This window comes from Marivita cryptomonadis, assembly GCF_002115725.1.
Classification (GTDB): domain Bacteria; phylum Pseudomonadota; class Alphaproteobacteria; order Rhodobacterales; family Rhodobacteraceae; genus Marivita; species Marivita cryptomonadis.
Map to the genome: position 1 here is coordinate 46,647 of NZ_JFKD01000003.1, position 17,313 is coordinate 63,959.

The 17,313-nt window shown below is 60.3% G+C and carries 13 protein-coding genes; 5 read left to right on the forward strand and 8 right to left on the reverse strand.

The window, feature by feature from the left end; all coding sequences use genetic code 11:
* Positions 1-3 precede the first annotated feature (3 nt).
* From MCRY_RS04065 to MCRY_RS04085, 5 genes are all read left to right on the forward strand, one after another.
* Positions 4-2,070, forward strand: coding sequence for a S8 family serine peptidase (locus MCRY_RS04065; RefSeq protein ID WP_085628212.1), 2,067 nt, complete (start codon positions 4-6; stop codon positions 2,068-2,070).
* A gap of 111 nt (positions 2,071-2,181) precedes the next feature.
* Complete coding sequence (locus MCRY_RS04070) at positions 2,182-3,975, forward strand: peroxidase family protein (RefSeq protein WP_085628213.1); 1,794 nt, start codon at positions 2,182-2,184, stop codon at positions 3,973-3,975.
* Positions 3,976-4,041: 66 nt separating this feature from the next.
* The gene (locus tag MCRY_RS04075) at positions 4,042-6,582 is read left to right on the forward strand and encodes a trypsin-like peptidase domain-containing protein (RefSeq protein WP_171046119.1); all 2,541 of its coding nucleotides are present in this window, start codon (positions 4,042-4,044) and stop codon (positions 6,580-6,582) included.
* 101 nt (positions 6,583-6,683) lie between these two features.
* Positions 6,684-8,270: a trypsin-like peptidase domain-containing protein gene (locus MCRY_RS04080; protein WP_085628215.1), complete on the forward strand. Its 1,587-nt coding sequence runs from the start codon at positions 6,684-6,686 to the stop codon at positions 8,268-8,270.
* 57 nt (positions 8,271-8,327) lie between these two features.
* Complete coding sequence (locus MCRY_RS04085) at positions 8,328-9,368, forward strand: MvdC/MvdD family ATP grasp protein (protein WP_085628216.1); 1,041 nt, start codon at positions 8,328-8,330, stop codon at positions 9,366-9,368.
* Here the strand turns inward: MCRY_RS04085 and MCRY_RS04090 are convergent.
* From MCRY_RS04090 to MCRY_RS04125, 8 genes are read right to left on the reverse strand one after another with little or no spacing between them, the layout of a single operon-like run.
* Positions 9,337-10,212 (reverse strand): ABC transporter permease, encoded by an 876-nt coding sequence (locus MCRY_RS04090; RefSeq protein ID WP_085628217.1) that lies wholly within the window; start codon positions 10,210-10,212, stop codon positions 9,337-9,339. The genes MCRY_RS04085 and MCRY_RS04090 overlap by 32 nt on opposite strands.
* Complete coding sequence (locus MCRY_RS04095) at positions 10,209-11,279, reverse strand: ABC transporter permease (protein WP_244897879.1); 1,071 nt, start codon at positions 11,277-11,279, stop codon at positions 10,209-10,211. The genes MCRY_RS04090 and MCRY_RS04095 overlap by 4 nt, the downstream gene beginning before the upstream one ends.
* Positions 11,276-12,775 carry an ABC transporter ATP-binding protein gene (locus MCRY_RS04100; RefSeq protein ID WP_085628218.1) on the reverse strand — a complete coding sequence of 500 codons (1,500 nt, stop codon included), beginning with the start codon at positions 12,773-12,775 and terminating at the stop codon, positions 11,276-11,278. The genes MCRY_RS04095 and MCRY_RS04100 overlap by 4 nt, the downstream gene beginning before the upstream one ends.
* On the reverse strand, positions 12,772-13,866 hold the full coding sequence (locus MCRY_RS04105; RefSeq protein WP_085628219.1) for a BMP family ABC transporter substrate-binding protein: 1,095 nt from the start codon (positions 13,864-13,866) through the stop codon (positions 12,772-12,774). The genes MCRY_RS04100 and MCRY_RS04105 overlap by 4 nt, the downstream gene beginning before the upstream one ends.
* Entirely contained in the window at positions 13,859-15,256 is a 1,398-nt protein-coding gene (locus MCRY_RS04110) for an amidohydrolase (RefSeq protein WP_085628220.1), read from the reverse strand. Before MCRY_RS04110 ends, MCRY_RS04105 begins: the two co-directional genes overlap by 8 nt.
* Positions 15,253-15,867, reverse strand: coding sequence for a glutathione S-transferase family protein (locus MCRY_RS04115; protein WP_085628221.1), 615 nt, complete (start codon positions 15,865-15,867; stop codon positions 15,253-15,255). The genes MCRY_RS04110 and MCRY_RS04115 overlap by 4 nt, the downstream gene beginning before the upstream one ends.
* Positions 15,864-16,700 carry an aromatic ring-hydroxylating oxygenase subunit alpha gene (locus MCRY_RS04120; protein WP_085628222.1) on the reverse strand — a complete coding sequence of 279 codons (837 nt, stop codon included), beginning with the start codon at positions 16,698-16,700 and terminating at the stop codon, positions 15,864-15,866. Before MCRY_RS04120 ends, MCRY_RS04115 begins: the two co-directional genes overlap by 4 nt.
* A complete protein-coding gene (locus MCRY_RS04125; protein WP_085628223.1) occupies positions 16,697-17,299 on the reverse strand; it encodes a Rieske (2Fe-2S) protein in 603 nt (200 codons plus the stop codon). The genes MCRY_RS04120 and MCRY_RS04125 overlap by 4 nt, the downstream gene beginning before the upstream one ends.
* Positions 17,300-17,313 lie beyond the last annotated feature (14 nt).

Sequence of the window (17,313 nt, forward strand, 5' to 3'; positions counted from 1 at the left end):
GCCATGTTCCCGCACCGCCACGATGATGAACGGATCGACAAGTACACCGGTCCCTATGAACGCTGGATCTTTTCCGAAGATCTGGGGCGCCCCTTTGCCTTCCCGGCCATTCGCAAAGGTCCGTCCAGCCATATCACCGCGCTGATGGAAGGCGAGGGCATGCTTGCCGGGACGGACGATGTCGAACTCCGCATTCCACCACTGTGGAAGGAAAATCCCGACGTCACGCCCTTTGCCATGTGGAACAAATCGGTCGACCCTGACACCGATCCCGTACACGAAGACGTAGAGCTTGCCCGCTGCCTGCACGCATTGAACGGAACACGATATCGGCTCAACATGCCGATCGATCCCGTGACATGGCCCACAAGCTACGACGCGACGGCAACACCCGAAGGTTGGCAAAAGCCCAAGGTCAAACCCCGCGTCATTATTGGCGTGATCGACGATGGCATCCCGTTCCTGCACCGTGCCTTCCGCGATGCAGCGGGCGACACGCGGATCAACCTTTGCTGGCTGCAGGCCGCGCGGGCGGATACCACGGCAGCAGTTCCCTTCGGCTGCGAAATCACAAGCACCCAGATCGACCAGTTGCGCGCGCAATACGGCGATCAGGAGGTCCGCGCCTACAAGGCCGCCCACGCCATCGACGCCGATCTTCCCGAGGTGGACACGGTGCTCATGCATCACGCCACCCATGGCGCGCATATCGCCGGGATTGCCGCAGGGAACGACCCCTTTGTCGGCGCGACCGATCTGCCAGACGACGCGGCAGTGATTGCCGTGCAACTGCCGAACACCATCGCTTGGGACACCTCTGGCTTTGGCAAGGAAATGATGATGCTCAGCGCGATTGAATACATTTTCAACCGCGCCCGCATGATCGCGCAAGCGTATAACTGCCCGGAGATTCCGCTGGTGATCAATTTCAGCTACGGCTGGAGCGCAAATCGCCATGACGGGCAGTCGAGTTTCGAACGGGCGGTCGACGCGTTGATCACCGACCGGCGTAAAGAGCAGCCCTGCACAGAACTGGTCATGCCGACGGGCAACAACTTTGCCAACGACATGCATGCAAGGTTTGCGACCGATGATCTGGGGGATGGCGCTGTAAGCTTTGGCTGGCAGCTCAAACCCGATGACCGCACGTCGAGTTATCTGGAAATCTGGCTTCCACCGGAACGCGACCCCCAAGGCTGGACCATCACCGTGACCCCACCTGCCGGAAGCCCGCCAGAGTTGCAGCAGACGATTTCGGTCAAAGCCAATCCCCTGCTGAAAGACGGCGATCCGCGCCGCTTTGTCGAGATCGAAATCGGTGGCAAGAACATCGGTCAATTGTCCGCAGATAAACATCTGGGCAACCGCTGGCGCGTGATGCTGGCGATGATCCCGACCGCAGGAAACCTCGGTGCCGGACGACGCACGCCGGTTGGGTTGTGGACGATCCACATCGACACTGGACCCGACCCGCTGTGCGAAGGCGAACATATCGACGTCTGGGTGCAACGCGACGACGATCCGACGCAGTTGGGCACAGGTGGGCAGCAAAGCTATCTGGTCGACCTATCCCACCCAACACCGCCTCGCGTGTTCGAACCGCCAACCCTGAACCCGGTGCGCGGATTTGGCTGCCTGAACGGCATCGGCACCGCACCCTCGGTGTTCCGCATCGCGGGTTACATGGAATCCACGCTCAAACCTTCGGGCTACAGCGGTAGCGCGTCGATCAAGTTGGACACGCAGGGCGGTGCAGTTGTCGATGCGAACCTACCTGCTGCGACGGCCACATCCGATCAAGGATGGTTCAGACCCGGCTTGCCCTCTATCGGAGTGCTGTCTGGATCGGGTGCGCGGATCATCGGCACCAGTGCTGCGGCAGCGACTGCAACGCGGTTGATTGCGCTCAACTTCATTGCAGGTCACCCCGCGCGGCAAGGCTTCACAGAGCTTTATCCCGGCATAACACCCGACGCACGAACGCTTACCAGAACAGGGCCTTACCGCGTGCCACCCGTCTGCGGCGCCGCCCCCAAACAGCCAGGGGAGCAGCCGTTCATCGGGGTGTGAAAAACGCGTTCACAGCGTCCTCACTCACCCTACGTCAACCATCTCTTTACCCTTTGGATCGTGTCGAGCGGCTGCTGCCCCTGCCGCGCACGATCTTTCGGAGTAAAGACGATGACGTTCCAAATGCAATCACACGGTGGGGCGCAGGCGAAACGCGCACCCACCGAAAAACCCCAACTTCTCGAAGCATTGCGTCCCGCCGACGGTGACATCGCCGTCGACGAAGCTGCCGATTTCGGTTTCCTGCTACCCCCCGGTGGCGACGCCAGCCAGTACCTGCCCGATGTGCCCGATGCGGATCTCGACCAACTGGGCGACCTTATGGTGCCTGATGTCGATACGGTGGATGCCACGCCTGATGGCGCGATGGCCCCCGTACTGACCTATTGGGGTCAGTTCCTAGACCACGAATTGACCGCCCGCACCGACCGCGAAAGTGACCTGACCGCCATCGATGATCCGACGCCCAAGGCCACGGGCGAAGAGATCGAACGCCAACTCAAGAACGCCCGCACACCGCGCTTTGATCTGGACTCGGTCTATGGCGGGTTGCCCGTTGGCACATTCTCAGACCCGTCCATTCAACATGCCGCGTCCGTCCTGCGCACCGGCCTGCGCCATCCCGTTCACACCGCCAAGATGCGCGTCGGAACTGCGGTCGAACCGGGCCCCCTGCCCGACGACACGCTGGACCCGCACCGCGATCTGCCGCGCTTTCATCAGGTCGAACAAAAGGTTCGCGATGCCGCGCTCGACATCGCCCGTGCACAGATGAACGACGACGGTTTTGCCAAGTTCGAAGCGGGACTTCCCAAGCGGGCGCTGATCGGTGACATGCGCAACGACGAGAATATCATCATCGCACAATTCCACCTCAGCTTTCTGCGGTTCCACAACAAGGTGGTGGATTTCCTGACCGCGAACGATACCGGCTGGATTGCCGATTTCGACGCCGCCAAGTCCCTCACCAAACTGCATTACCAGTGGCTGGTCGTGCATGGCTATCTCAAGGACATCTGCGATCCGGATGTGGTGAGCCGCATCCTCGACACCCGCAACGCGCATTACGACGCCTTCCGCGCCGACTATGCCGCGCGCAATCCGGGGCGTGTGGTGGGCAACGTGATCCCGCTTGAATTCTCGGTTGCCGCGTTCCGGTTTGGCCATTCGATGGTTCGCAATATCTACGACTACAACCGTACGTTTGGACGTCCGAACGGTACGGCCCCGTTCGACCAGATCTTCGCCTTCACCGGCGGCGGTGGTATCGGCGCGCGGTTCGGGTTGAACCTGAACAACATCCCCAAGAACTGGGTCATCGACTGGGCGCGGTTCGTGACCCCGGATGGCAGCTTTGCCGATGGCGGCCCACAACGTTTGGCCCGCAGGGTGGATACGGTGATCGCACCACCGCTTGGAGATATGGCAAACGAAGGGGGTGAGTTCGACGCAGGCACTCCGGACGGGGCAGCATTGCGCGCGCTCTTCCGCAACCTCGCCCGCCGCAACCTGCGTCGCGGCAAGAGCCTGCGCCTCCCGACTGGCCAAGCCCTGCACGCACATTTGCAAAGCATCGGCGCCGTAACAAGCGGCCCGCAGACCGACGTGCGGGTTTGGCTCGACAACAAACCCGACCTTGCCGCTTTCCTCGATGACCACGCGTTCAACAGCGCGACCCCGCTCTGGTTCTACTGCCTTGCCGAAGCCGAGGGCACACCCGGCCCCGGACTTGGTGAGTTGGGCAGCTGGATCGTTGCCGCGACCTTCATCGGGGCCCTGATGGACGACGCGGACTCGGCCCTGTCGCGGGAATTTTCGCCCGATCAAAGCCCTTTGCGCACCCCCGACGGCGATCCGATCAACACGATCGAACGCTGGATGCGCTTTGCGGCGGTCCTCGCCTGACCGCCTTGGCCGGTCCTTTCCTCCCGGGGACCGGCCACCCTTTCCCTCATGCCACAGGAGCACGCCATGCTGCCCTTTGATGATTTTCAGGTTGAGACCTTTCTGCGCACGGGTGAACACGAAGCGGCTCTGCGTGCTGAATTTGGCGACGCGCTGTACGAGGATCTTGCCAATCTGGCACAGAGCGCCGCCCGCGAAGCTCCATTGCTAGAAGCGCGGCGACGCAAGGTTTTCATCCTGCCTGGCATCATGGGCAGCCGTCTGAGCGCAATCCGCAACGGACAAGCTGATCTGGTCTGGGTGCATCCGTCTGACCTAGCGACAGGCGGCATTGCCAAGATCAAATGGGGTGCCTCGGTTGCGGCAACAGGCACGATACTCGCACCTTATCTGCGCATGAAATTACGCCTGACACTGGCAGGTTTCGATGCCGAGTTCATGCCCTTCGACTGGCGGCAATCGCCAGCGGTTGCTGGCAAGATGCTGATCGACCGTATCCGAAATCGCGGTCTGACCAACGTGTCACTTGTCTGTCATTCGATGGGCGGGCTGGTCGCCCGGCAGATGGCGGCAGAGGATCATGACCGCTCACTGATTTCTCGGGTTGTGACCATCGGCACGCCGAACCACGGCTCATATGCCCCGGTGCAGGTGTTTGACCTCAGCCATGATATGCTTGGCCCATTGGGTTTTGCCGATCTGACCCATGACCGCAAGAAGATCGTCGACAAATTCCTGCGCGGCTTTCCCGGGCTGGTCGAGATGATGCCAGACCCAGACAAGCGGCCAGATCAGACTTTCTTCACACGCAGCTTCTGGCCGAGCGGCGCGGTGCCTCCGACCGCCAACAGCCTGCGCGCCGCCAGACTGGGGCGCGGTGACCTTCCCGCACCGGATGCCCGCTTTCAACAGATCATCGGCACAGGCGAAGACACGGTTATTGGCGCTGACAAAACAGCGAATGGGTTTGTGTATCACCGTTCTTTCGATGGCGACGGAACCGTGCCTCGCGATCTGGCGGAAATGGGCGATGTCTCGCGCTACTATTGCGAAGGCGCACATGGCTGGCTCTGCAACCGTTCCGACGTGATCGCGGCAACGATTGACCTAATCGGCACAGGTGCCACCCACGCTTTGGACGACACACCCCGCATCCGTGCGGTCGAAACTGGGATGCCCGACGTCATCAGTGCCGATCTACGGCTAGAGACCTTGTCAGCCCTTCCGCCGCTCAAGGAAACCGATTTTGCAGGTGCGTTCCTGTCAGGTCAGGCTGATATCGAACAACCTGTTGGTGCGGTCATCTCGGACGCGCCCGCGACCGATCAAAGCGCCTATCCCCGCGCCATCGTTGATGCGGCAAGCCTGCGCTGGAAAGCGTCGGACGCCGAGCGCAAGACCGTGCTCCAATCGCAGCACGAAGCCCGCCCCTTGAGCGCTGAAACTCCGGAACGGATCGACGCCTACACCCGTCGTCTGCTGACGATGGTCGATGCCGCCAGTGCCAATGGACAGGGCCGCAAACTCAGCCGCGAACTTGAGACCGCGTTGGAAGGTCTGGAAAAAGCGAAACCCGGTGTTCAGCCTCCAACCGGCGCGACAGCCGCAATCCTCGAACGGGTGATTGGCGAGGCCGAGGAATTCCTTTCGGTTATGTTCATCAAACGCGCCTTGGTCGCAGCCCGTTCGGTTGGGCGGATCGTGTCCACATCAACCGGACAAGGCTTTGGCACTGGGTTCATGATCGCGCCGGGTGTTTTGATGACCAACCACCACGTTCTGCAAAACAATTTTGCGGCAAGCCGCGCGTCCGTGCAGTTGCGCTACGAGTTGGAGATCGACAGCCGCCAAACAACCGGCCATTGCTTTGCCCTTGAACCCCAACGATTGTTTCATGCCAATGAACGCCTGGACATGGCCATCGTCGCGGTCGCCCCAATCAGTGAAGACGGTGTAGACCTGTCCGATTTCGGGCATCTGCCGCTGATCGGCGTCGAGGGCAAGATCCGCAAAGGCCAGCCCGTCAACATCGTGCAGCACCCTCTGGCAGGTCGCAAACAGGTGGTGTTCCGCGAAAGTCTGCTAACCGCCCTGCCACCCGACAACGACCATGTCGCGCATTACACCGGCGACACACAGCCCGGATCATCCGGCGCGCCTGTCTTCAGCGATCTGTGGGAGGTTATCGCACTGCATCACTCTGGTGTGCCCGACCAAACCCAGTCCGGACATTACGTGACCGTGGATGGCGGCATCTGGAACCCGTCTGCCGACCCTGAGATGAAAACCGTCAAATGGATCGCCAACGAAGGCATCCGCGTGTCGCGCCTTGTGGCGCATCTCAAGACGGTGGCGGACCGCATGTCGCGTGATGGAACTCCGGGGGCTGATCTGGTCGAAGAGGTCTTGGCCATAGGCCGCGATGCGGCGCACACTGGTGGGTTTAAGATGCCGCCCGGGAACCTGCAGGAACGCACGCCAACTCGCAGCATTGCGTCAACGCCGGTGGCCCCGAACGTGGGCCAAACCGCCAGCATCACGATCCCGCTGCGCTTGGACATTTCTGTCGGAGCTTCGGACAGCCCCCCTTTTTCGAACTCGTCCTAGGGGCGGCGCCTCTGGCTGGCGGGCGACCGGGCCAGGTTGATCCATTTCGGGCCAACGCACCGGTCGCAATTTCAGAACTTATTTCAACAAGGATTTTAGACATGGCTAAATCAAAGAAAGAGGGCGTCGGCCACGTGCAGGACAGCCCGAATGATCCGGTTTTCGTTCCAAATTTTGAGGACATCGAAAGCCTGAAGAAAAAGATGACCCAAGAGTCGCTCACCCCCGACAGGCTTGAGTATGGCGACATTCGCGAAACGATATGCGGCACCACCGACGACAGTCAGCCGGTCGAACAATATGACGGCAGCCTTGGCGTGACCCGCGCCTTTGTGGACACCCATCAGGCGCCTGTTGGTGTGCTGCGGTGGCACACCAATCTGGCCAGCATCTACACCAATCCCGGCAACGTCGCGGGGCATCGTTGGTGCACAGGTACGCTAATCGCGGACGACCTGTTCCTGACTGCTGGCCATTGCTTTGACCAGACCGGCGGTGGCTGGAATCGGCCGCGCATTAATGGTACCAGCAACATCATTTCCTCGCAGGAAATCGCGACGCGGATGAACGTGGAGTTCAATTTCCAGGTCGATAGCAACGGTGTGCAGCAAAGCCCGGTGTCCTTTGCCGTCGAAGAGCTGATTGAATACCGGCTTGATGGTCTCGACTTTGCCATCGTGCGCTTGTCCGGCAATCCGGGTCAGCAGTTCGGCATCACCCGTTTGGCCGAAGACGACGGCAATCAAGGTGACATGATCTGCATCATCGGCCACCCCGCCGGGCAGCCAAAGCGGATCGAAGCGGGCCCGATCACAAGCTTCGAGGATTTCCGCGTCCGGTACAACGACATCGACACGCTTGGGGGCAATTCCGGGTCGGGCATCTTGCGGGCCAGCGATGGTTGCATCGTCGGCATCCATACCAATGGCGGCTGTAACGCAGCGATGACCGGGTCTAACTTCGGCCTTCGCATCACACGCCTACGGGCGGCCTCACCCACCGTTCAAAGCTTGGGTGCGCATACCAACACGATCCGCGATATCCTGACCAGCACGGTTGCGGACCGGATCACCACAGTCCAGTCGGATCGTCTGACCACCATCCGCGACGACCAGATCCATTCGCTGCCACATCTGGATCGCCCGCCGACGAATGTTATCCTCGACAAGCGCCCGACGAACATCATCGACGATCGCGGCCCGACCAATATCCTGCGCGACTTGCGACCAACCTCGATCATTGATGATCGGGGGCCGACCAACATCCTTCTCGACCGGGGTCCGACCAGCATCTTGGATGATCGCGGACCGACGAATGTGTTGATGGACCAAGGGACCAACATAATCGCTGATCGCGGCACCAGTGCCATTCTGGATCAGGGCACCGATCCTATCGGCGACCGCAAGGTCAGCGGGCTCGACAAGCAGTTCTCGGATCGTATCCCGGACCGGTTCGGCGGATTGCGCGGCGGGCGTTTTGGCGAAGCGGGGGCGATGCCCTTTGTCATGGCAACGCCACATCACGCATCGGGTGCAATGGCGGGTCTTCAACAGACTTACTCCAGCGATGCCGAGGCACAGCAGATCGAAGAGCTTGTCCTCTACTACGAAGAGCTGTCGGCGATGGCGGAACAGATTCTGTCTGAGATGGCTGAGATCGAAGCGCTGTTTGACGATCCACAAGACTGATCGCCTCAGGAAAGGGCCAACCCGGCCCTTTCCGACGCCCTTAATCGGAGATTTCCCATGATCCTCATTCTTTCCAGTGACGACGATGTTCACGCCCACCACGTGATGCAGCACATCGCTCAACGCGGTCACAGCGCCACGCTTCTGAACCTTGCCGATTTCCCCAAGGACGCGCATTTGATCTTCGAAGCGGGTCAACCGTCGTCCCGGCGTTTGATGCAGTACCGGGGGCAAACGATTGACCTGTCGAAAGTGTCTTCTGTTTGGTGGCGTCGTCCGCAACCCTACGGGATGAACCCGGACGTGACCGATCCCGTGCTCGACCATTTCGCCATCCGCGAGGTGGACGAGGCCATTCAGGGGCTGTGGCTCACCCTCGATGCAGACTGGATCAACGTTCCCGGCCGCGATCAGGACGCAAGCCGCAAGGCATGGCAGTTGGACGTGGCGCGAGCCGTTGGCCTGACAATGCCCCGCACGCTGATCACCACAGATCCAGATGCCGCCCGCGCCTTTGTCGCCAAGGAAGGCGTAGACCGGACCATCTACAAACCGTTCCAAGGCAGTGAGGATGCGTGGCGCGAGACACGGCTGCTCAAGGCCGAAGAGTTGGACAAGATTGACGCGGTGAAATACGCGCCGGTGATTTTTCAGGAATACATCGAAGCCACCTGCGACCTGCGCGTGACCGTCGTTGGCGACCAGATCTTTGCTGCTGCCATCGACAGCCAGAAAGCCGCTTATCGCGTCGATTTCCGCATGGACATGAACGTGACAATCACACCAACCACGCTGGCACCGGAAACTGTGGCGGGCATCCGCAAGCTGATGAAAGCCCTCGACTTGACCTACGGTGCCATCGACTTCCGCCGGCGGCCAAACGGCGAGGAGGTGTTCCTTGAGATCAACCCCGCTGGGCAATGGCTGTTTGTCGAAGACCAGACCGGCCAATCGATCAGCAAGGCTGTTGCGGACTGCCTGATCGACCGGGCCAGAACGGACAATATTCCGCGCTTGACCCACCCTTTGCTCAACACAATTCCAGGACCGCAACCTGCTCCAGCGGTCAGATCAGACCAGACCGTCGCCGCGAGATGACGACCAGCATCAGGATGGTGACCAGATACGGCAAACTCGACAGCACTTGCGAGGGCAGTCCCACGCCCATCGCTTGGGCTGTCAGCTCGCCCAAGGACAGGATCCCGAACAGCAATGCACCAAACGCCACACGGCCCGTTTGCCACGTCCCGAAGACCACCAGCGCCAACGCGATCCAGCCACGTCCAGCGATCATGCCATCGGCCCAGAGCGGAGTGTAGACCGTAGAGGCATAGGCCCCGGCCAACCCACACATGGCACCGCCAAAAGCGACGGCGATCAGACGGATCATCACCACCGGATACCCGATGGATCGGGCTGCATCGGCGTTTTCGCCAACTGCTGCAATGATAAGGCCCAGCTTGGTCCGATTCAGCACCCACCAGAGCGCGACCGTGCCAAGAATGGAAAGCCAGACAACGATGTCCTGCGTTAGCAAAGTCGGTCCAATGACGGGAATGTCCGAAAGAATTGGGATGTCGATCTTGGGAAGGCCTTTGATCGTCAGGCTTTCGTAGGATTTGCCAAAAAGCGCTGACAAGCCCAGCCCCAAAACACCAATCGCCAGACCCGCTGCCACCTCATTGGCCTTTACACCGATCACGAGGATCGCAAACAGCATCGCCACGAAAGTGCTCATCAACGCTGCAGCCGCAAAGCCCAGCAGATGTGACCCCGTATGGTAAACGCAGATAAAGGCTATCGCGGCCCCGATGGCCATCATCCCCTCAAGCCCAAGGTTCAGCAGCCCGGTCTTTTCCACGACCATCTCGCCCAGTGCGGCAAGCAGCAATGGCAAGGAGGCGGCAAGAGTTCCCGCCAACAGAAACTCCAATCCGCTCATGCAGGCACCTTGCGATCGATCTCGATCCGGAACCGGATCAACGTGAAGGTCATCAGATAGAAGAACAAGAGCAAGCCCTGAAACACCTCGACCGCCGCGACGGGCAATCCGGCGGACACCGTCGCACTGTCCCCGCCGATATAGATGACCGAGATCAGAAAGCTGGACCCGATGATCCCCAGAGGATTCAGCCCGCCAACGTAAGCCACAATGATCGCGGCATACCCGTAGCCCGATGTAACCGAACGCTGCAATTGACCCAAAGGCCCCGCGACCTCGCTCGCCCCGGCGATCCCGGCGGCCAAGCCGCCAAGGCCAAGGCCCAGCCACACCATGCGCGGAGCTGAAAATCCGGCATAAAGCGCTGCACGCGGCGCAAGGCCCGCCGTGCGCAACTGGTAGCCTCGGAAATGATGTTGCATCATCAGGTAAGCAAAGACGCTCGCCAGCAAAGCAAAGATCAAAGAGATGTTCGTGCGCGTCCCGTCGAACAGGATCGGCAGCATCGCATTGTCAGGGAACATCACTGTCTGCGGAAAATTGAACCCGCGCGGGTCTTTCCATGGCCCCAGCAACAGGTAATTCAGGATTTGCACCGCGATCAGCGCCAGCATCAGCGTGACAAGGATCTCGGACGCCCCGAAGCGCGTGCGCAAGGCGGCCGCGATCAAGGCATAGACCGTGCCGCCCAAAGCGCCGAAGGCGATCATCGCGGGGAGCATCAATGGGAAATCCCCGTCCGGGAAATAGACCGGCAAGGCCGACGCACAGAGTGCGCCGACGATGAACTGACCTTCCGCCCCGATGTTGAACACGTTGGCGCGGAAGCCGATGGCCAAACCTTGGGCGATCAGCAACAGTGGCGCCATCTTCAGCAGGACTTCGGAAAAGCTGTACCAGCTCAGGAACGGCTTGAGCAGCAACGCATGCAGCGCCGCACCCGCCGGTTTGCCAAGGGCCGCGAACAGAACAAGGCTTGCCAGACAGGTGAGCACAAGCGCCAGCACAGGAGCTGTGAGCATCGCAAGGCGCGAAGCGGAGTCTCGGCGGATCAAGCGTATCTTCACGTCTCGGCCCCAATCATGTAGCGGCCGATCTCTTGCGGCGTTGTCTCTGCCGCTTCAAGCGCTGGGGACAGCCGACCATTATGCAGGACATGCAGCTTGCTGCACAGTTCGAACAATTCGTCCATTTCTTCAGAGATCACCAAGATCGCACAACCCTGATCGCGCATGTCGAGCAGGCGCTTGCGAATGGCCGTGGCCGCCCCGATATCGACACCCCATGTGGGTTGTGACACCAGCATCACATCGGGATTCAGCATGATCTCGCGGCCCAGAATGAATTTCTGTAAATTTCCACCCGACATTGCGCCAGCCTCGGCATCGGGTCCGGGCGTGCGCACATCAAAGGCTTCGATACATTCGCGGGTAAAGGCGCGTTCCACGCTGCGCCGGATGAACCCGCGCGACAGCATGCTGCGACTATGGGCGGTCAGCAGGCTGTTGTCGGCCAGCGACATCTCCGGCACCGCCCCGCGCCCCAACCGTTCCTCGGGCACAAAGGCAAAGCCCAGCTTGCGCCGCGCCATCGGACCAAGGTGGCCGACCTTCTTGCCCATAATCTCGATCATGCCGGGTTCCTGCGCGCGGCTCTCGCCCGAAATCAGCGCGGCCAGCTCCTGCTGCCCATTGCCGGAAATACCCGCAATCCCGACAATCTCACCGCTGCGCAGTTTGAGGTCGATGCCGTCCAGCGTGGTGCCAAACCGGCTGGCCCGCGGATGGCCAAGCGCGTTCAGCCGCAGGCGTTCGGCCCCCGGTGGCTGTGGCGCGGCATGGGCCACATTCGGCATTTCGCGCCCGATCATCAGTTGCGCCAAGGACCGCGCATCATGTTCACGCGGATCAACCCGCCCCGTCACCTCGCCGCCGCGCAGCACGCTGGCGGTGTCACACAGCTCGCGGATTTCATCCAGCTTGTGCGAGATGAACAGGATCGCCATCCCGTCTGCCTGCAACTTGCGCAGCGTCTCAAACAGGCGGCGCACGTTTTGCGGTGGCAGGACCGAGGTCGGTTCATCAAGGATCAACAGCTTGGGATTGAGCAGCAAACAGCGAATGATCTCGACACGTTGGCGTTCGCCCACCGACAGGCGATGCACCATCGCGTGCGGATCGACGGACAGCCCGAACTGGTCCCCCAGATCGGTGATCTTCTGCGCCAAATCCGCCGGTTTTCCGGGGATCATCAGGGATACATTTTGAACGACGCTCAAGGTCTCGAACAGCGAGAAATGCTGAAACACCATACCGATGCCCAGCGCCTGCGCGTCGGAGGGTCGGGCAAAATGCACCTCTTGCCCGTTCCAGCGGATATGGCCCGAATCCGGTTGTTCGACCCCGTAGATAAGCTTCATCAGAGTCGATTTCCCGGCCCCGTTTTCGCCCAACACGGCATGGATCGACCCCGAATGAACTTCGAGGTCGATTTCGTGATTGGCCTGAACAGTGCCATAGCGCTTCGAAACTCCAGCGAGTCTCAGCAGCGCGGGCTGGCTCATGAAGGCAGTGGCGTGGTGACGCCTGCGACGTGCCAATCCATGCTGATGATCTCGTCATCGGTCATGGCAACTCCATCCGCCACACGTTCCGCACCCGACTGATCGGTCAGCGGACCTTGGAAGACGACAAAGTCACCGGTTGCGATTTCCGCCTGCTTGGCTTCGATTTGCGCAATCATGTCGGCTGGGATGTCCGGGTTCCAGTCTGCGGTGAAGACCACATCGTCTTCCATACCGAGCCAGTAATTGGCGCTTGGGAAATCGCCCGCGACGTGTCCATCGACCAGACGCTTGAAATGCGGACCCCAATCGGTGCCGACAACGCCAAGATATTTGGTGGGCGCGTATTTCTGCATGGATGAGTTGAGGTTGTAGGCATACACGCCCGCCTCTTCCGCAACCGCGATCACCGACGGTGTGTCCTGCGCGTTCGAGAACAGGATATCCACATCCTGCGAAATCAGGGCTTTGGCCGCTTCCTGTTCGGATGCCGGGTCAAACCAGCTGTTTACCCAGACAACGCTCATTGTGATTTCCGGATCAACCGACAGCGCACCCAGCATGAAGGCGTTGATCGAGGTGATCAGTTCCGGGATCGCGAACGCGCCGACGCAGCCGATCTTCTTGGTCTTGGTCAGTGATGCCGCAGCCATACCCATCAGGTAGGTGCCCTGCCAGTATTTGGCGGTGAAGGGAGAGAAATTCGGTTCGACCATAAAGCCCGAGGCGTGGATGATCGACACATCGCGGTTGCGCTTGGCGATCTGAATGCCACCGTTCTGGTATCCGAACGAGCCGAGCAGCAGAACATTGTGGCCTTCCGCGACCAGACCGTTCGCGATGCGGTCCGCGTCCGGGCCTTCTGCGATGTTTTCGAGAACGGTCACTTCCAGCTTGTCGCCATAGGCCTCTTTGACAGTGTTCACGCCTTCCATCAAAGTGTGTGACCAACCCACATCAGCAGCAGGCGATGGCAGCACAACGCCCATCTTGAGAACCTCTTGCGCATGGGCGCGCATCGGCAAGGCAAGAGCCGTTGTGGCGGCAAGTGTGCCTTTCAGAAAACTGCGGCGTTTGAGTGTGTCAGACATGGTTATCCCCGTTGGTTGTGTTTGGCAGAATGGTGTGAAGTGTCTCTTCGGCGGCCGCGAACAGCGCGCCTTCGTCGATTCCTGGAAATTCGCCTTTGTGCCAGACGATGCGTCCGTTGATCATGGTCAGGTCCGTGGGCGCACCAACGCCGACCTTGGCCAAAAGGCTGATCGGATCGTGGCGCGTGCCCACGAAATCAAGCTTGCGGGTGTCGATGGCGAACAGGTCCGCCGCCATACCGGGGCGTAGCGCACCGATGTCGGTGCGCCCGAGCAGCGAAGCACCGCCCTCGGTCGCATAGTGCAGGAACCGTCCGGGCACAGGCACGCCGTCTTCCCGGGATGAGGCGACAAGGCATTGCAGCATGTAGCCGGAATGGATGCAGTGCATCAGGTTCGAATTGTCGTTCGACGCCGCCCCATCGCAGCCAAGGCCCACCCGAACGCCCAGCGCGTCCATGGCCGGAATGTCGGTGACTTCGGCCCCGACCAGATAGACGGGCTCTGGGCAATGCGACACGCCCGTGCCAGATGCAGCCAGTTTGGCCAGTTCGGCGCGCGTTAGTTCCCATGCGTGGGCATAAAACACGTCCGGCCCGGCAAACCCGATCTCTTCGCAGTAATCGACTGTACGCTTTCCGTGCACCTGTTCGATCACAGGGCTTTCGCCTTCGCCTACATGGCTGTGCAGGATCACGCCCTTGTCCCGCGCCAGCGCCACGGACTGCTCGAATGTCTCGCGATAACAGTTCACTGGCTGGCAAGGCGCAACTGCCACCTGCCGCATCGAAAGCGGTGCGGGATCGTGAAACGCGTCAATCGCGCGTTCACAGGCGCTGATGAATTCGTCAGTGGATTCCAGCATCTCGTCCGGGATCGTGCTGCCTTCGGATTTGGGCAACGTGTTGCCCCCACGCCCCGCGTGAAAGCGCATGCCCAGAAGCTCTGCCGCTTCGAACTGTCGGTCGATGATGCGCGACCCGGCATGGCGGGGGAAACAATACTGATGGTCGAACGCCGTGGTGCAGCCATGCTTGATCAGCTCGGCCATCGCCACGACAGAGCTGTGGTAGAAACAGTCCTCGGTCAGGCGCGAAAAGATCGGGTAAATGCGGTCCAGCCATTCGATCACTGAATAGCGCGTCCAGTCCAATTCGGCGCGATTGCGGACGAAGCATTGGAAGAAATGGTGATGCGTGTTGACGAGGCCCGGATAGATGAAATGCCCCGTGGCATCGATGATGTCGGTCCCCTCGGGCGCTTGTCGGGACAGGTCAGGACCAATCGCGGTGATCGCGCCGTTTTCAGACAGGATGTCTTGGTGCCGCAAAACCGGAGCACTGGCCGAGGTGACAATCGCCTCGCAGTTCGTGAGAAGGATCGCGGTCATGCCGGGTGCGCCAGTTCATGTAGGCGGTGAATGCCGGGCATTTCGATGAAGCCCGGCAGCGATCGGATGGCCCGCATCCAAAGGCGTACAGATGGATACGGATCAAGGCTCACACCTCCATCCGGGGCCAAAGCGGTGTTCGGGAAGCACGCAATGTCCGCAATTGTGGGGGTCTTGCCAGTCAGGAAGATCAGGCCGTCGAAGCGCTGTTCGGTCAGATGCGCCTCTAGCTTGCGCAGAGCCGCAACGCCGGCGGCACGGGCTTTTTCGATGTCTGCCTCGTAGCTGATCACATCATGCAAGCGGGCAAGTCCAAGGCTGTTGTTGAGGTCGGACGCAAAGGCCAGCCAGCGGTCGTCTTCTGGGCTACGCCATTCAGGATGCTCCGCCGTCAGATGCCGCAGGATGTCGGCGCTGTCGGTCAGCACCGTGTCGCCGTCTTGCAGGATCGGCAACGTGCCCTTGGGGTTCAGCGCCAGCATCTCGGGGGATTTGTGCTCCTGCGCGGGATGAAAATTCACCGCATGCAAGCTGAGCGTCTTGCCAATCAGCGCCGCCATCAGGCGGACCTTGTAGCAACTGGCGCTGAGGACATAGTCGTAAAGGATCATGCAGCCACCAATTGCGCGCCGTAGGTGTAGCCGATCTTCTTGAGCCAGCGGCGATAGGCGACCGAGGTCATGTCGGCTTGTGTCGGTACCTCCATCCCCGGATCAAGCGGCAGTTTGCGCGGCAACTGGTTTTCGAGGATCGAGCGGTCCTGCATGAAGATCAACTGTTGGAAGCTGACCATTTCGGACATGGTTGAATCATCGTCATAAAGCGCCATCCACGGCCAAACCTCGCACCATTCATCGGTCAGCGGCTGCACAAAAAGCGTGATGACGTCCCATTCACCGGGACGCGGCGGGCAGGTTTTGTAGAGCACCGAACAGGTTGGGGCTGGCACGCGGTACATGTATTCCGTGGTGATCCCGCCCTCTGCCGATTTGGCTGCCTGCGGTTGGAAGAATTTGACCTTGGTGGCCCAGACCTCGTCCACCTCTTCGCGGATCTTGACGTCGTAACGGTCGACCTCGGTATGAGGTTCCGCCCCCAGAATATCGGTATGCACAAATGGAAAATGTGCGATGTCGAGGAAGTTCTCGACCGCGCGCAGGGGCGAGCATTTGACCTTGACCGATCCGACATCGACCAAGCGGCGACCGGGGCTGTCGGCTTCGGGGATGGTGAAAAGATCGCGATTGGGCTGGCCGGGGCTGGTCCAAAGATGGCCGAAGCGTTCGACGGTAGGCAGCGCGTTTCCCGACGCGTCCTTGACCCAACAAGTGCCACGTTCGCGGCCCACAGTAATTTTTTTACCAAGCAGTAAAGTTTCACGCGGTGCTTGGATGCCCGAGATCATGGCGACCGGATACCAGTGATTGTCGATGGTCGCGGTCATGACGGCATCCCTTCCAAAGTTGCGCGCAAATCCTCCAACCACCGCGACACGGTGGTTCGATCCTTATCGGGCGAGGCAAGCACATGGGCCATACACGCGTTATCCGTACACGGCTGTACGGCAATCAACACATCATGGTCGGACACCACGGCAATCGTGGTGTAATCTTCCGCGCCAAAATGCGCGGCAAGGTCATTTGCAGACAGGTTGATCGGCAGGGACCGGACAGGCTTACGCCCACCCAACGCGGGCAGCGCGCTGTCCGTCTTGTTAAGCGACACCCAAATCACGCCGCCCGCTTCGGTGCAGGTATAGGTGGGCACGCAGATCGTGTCAGGCGGGGTCAGTTTGGGGTGCGCCGGAATGTAATCACAGGCCCCCTCTTCGTTATACTGCCAGCCGTGATAAATACAGGCAAGCGTGTCGCCACGGACAAACCCGTGCGACAAACGCATGCCGCGATGCGGGCAACGGTCGGACCATGCGTGGTAACGGCCAGACGGCGTACACCAGATTGCCAAATCCGTGTCTTCTATGCGGCTTGGGATCACGACGCCCGGGGGGACGTCTTCCGTCAAAGCCACTGCAACCCAGTTCATAGTTTCTCCGTCGA

Excerpts from the sequence above, each read along its gene's own strand:
- MCRY_RS04115 (WP_085628221.1), bottom strand. The coding sequence starts at position 15,867 with ATGATCCTTTACGACTATGTCCTCAGCGCCAGTTGCTACAAGGTCCGC.
- MCRY_RS04120 (WP_085628222.1), bottom strand. The coding sequence starts at position 16,700 with ATGACCGCGACCATCGACAATCACTGGTATCCGGTCGCCATGATCTCG.
- MCRY_RS04080 (WP_085628215.1), top strand. The coding sequence starts at position 6,684 with ATGGCTAAATCAAAGAAAGAGGGCGTCGGCCACGTGCAGGACAGCCCG.
- MCRY_RS04110 (WP_085628220.1), bottom strand. The coding sequence starts at position 15,256 with ATGACCGCGATCCTTCTCACGAACTGCGAGGCGATTGTCACCTCGGCC.
- MCRY_RS04065 (WP_085628212.1), top strand. The coding sequence starts at position 4 with ATGTTCCCGCACCGCCACGATGATGAACGGATCGACAAGTACACCGGT.
- MCRY_RS04105 (WP_085628219.1), bottom strand. The coding sequence starts at position 13,866 with ATGTCTGACACACTCAAACGCCGCAGTTTTCTGAAAGGCACACTTGCC.
- MCRY_RS04100 (WP_085628218.1), bottom strand. The coding sequence starts at position 12,775 with ATGAGCCAGCCCGCGCTGCTGAGACTCGCTGGAGTTTCGAAGCGCTAT.
- MCRY_RS04085 (WP_085628216.1), top strand. The coding sequence starts at position 8,328 with ATGATCCTCATTCTTTCCAGTGACGACGATGTTCACGCCCACCACGTG.
- MCRY_RS04075 (WP_171046119.1), top strand. The coding sequence starts at position 4,042 with ATGCTGCCCTTTGATGATTTTCAGGTTGAGACCTTTCTGCGCACGGGT.
- MCRY_RS04090 (WP_085628217.1), bottom strand. The coding sequence starts at position 10,212 with ATGAGCGGATTGGAGTTTCTGTTGGCGGGAACTCTTGCCGCCTCCTTG.
- MCRY_RS04125 (WP_085628223.1), bottom strand. The coding sequence starts at position 17,299 with ATGAACTGGGTTGCAGTGGCTTTGACGGAAGACGTCCCCCCGGGCGTC.
- MCRY_RS04070 (WP_085628213.1), top strand. The coding sequence starts at position 2,182 with ATGACGTTCCAAATGCAATCACACGGTGGGGCGCAGGCGAAACGCGCA.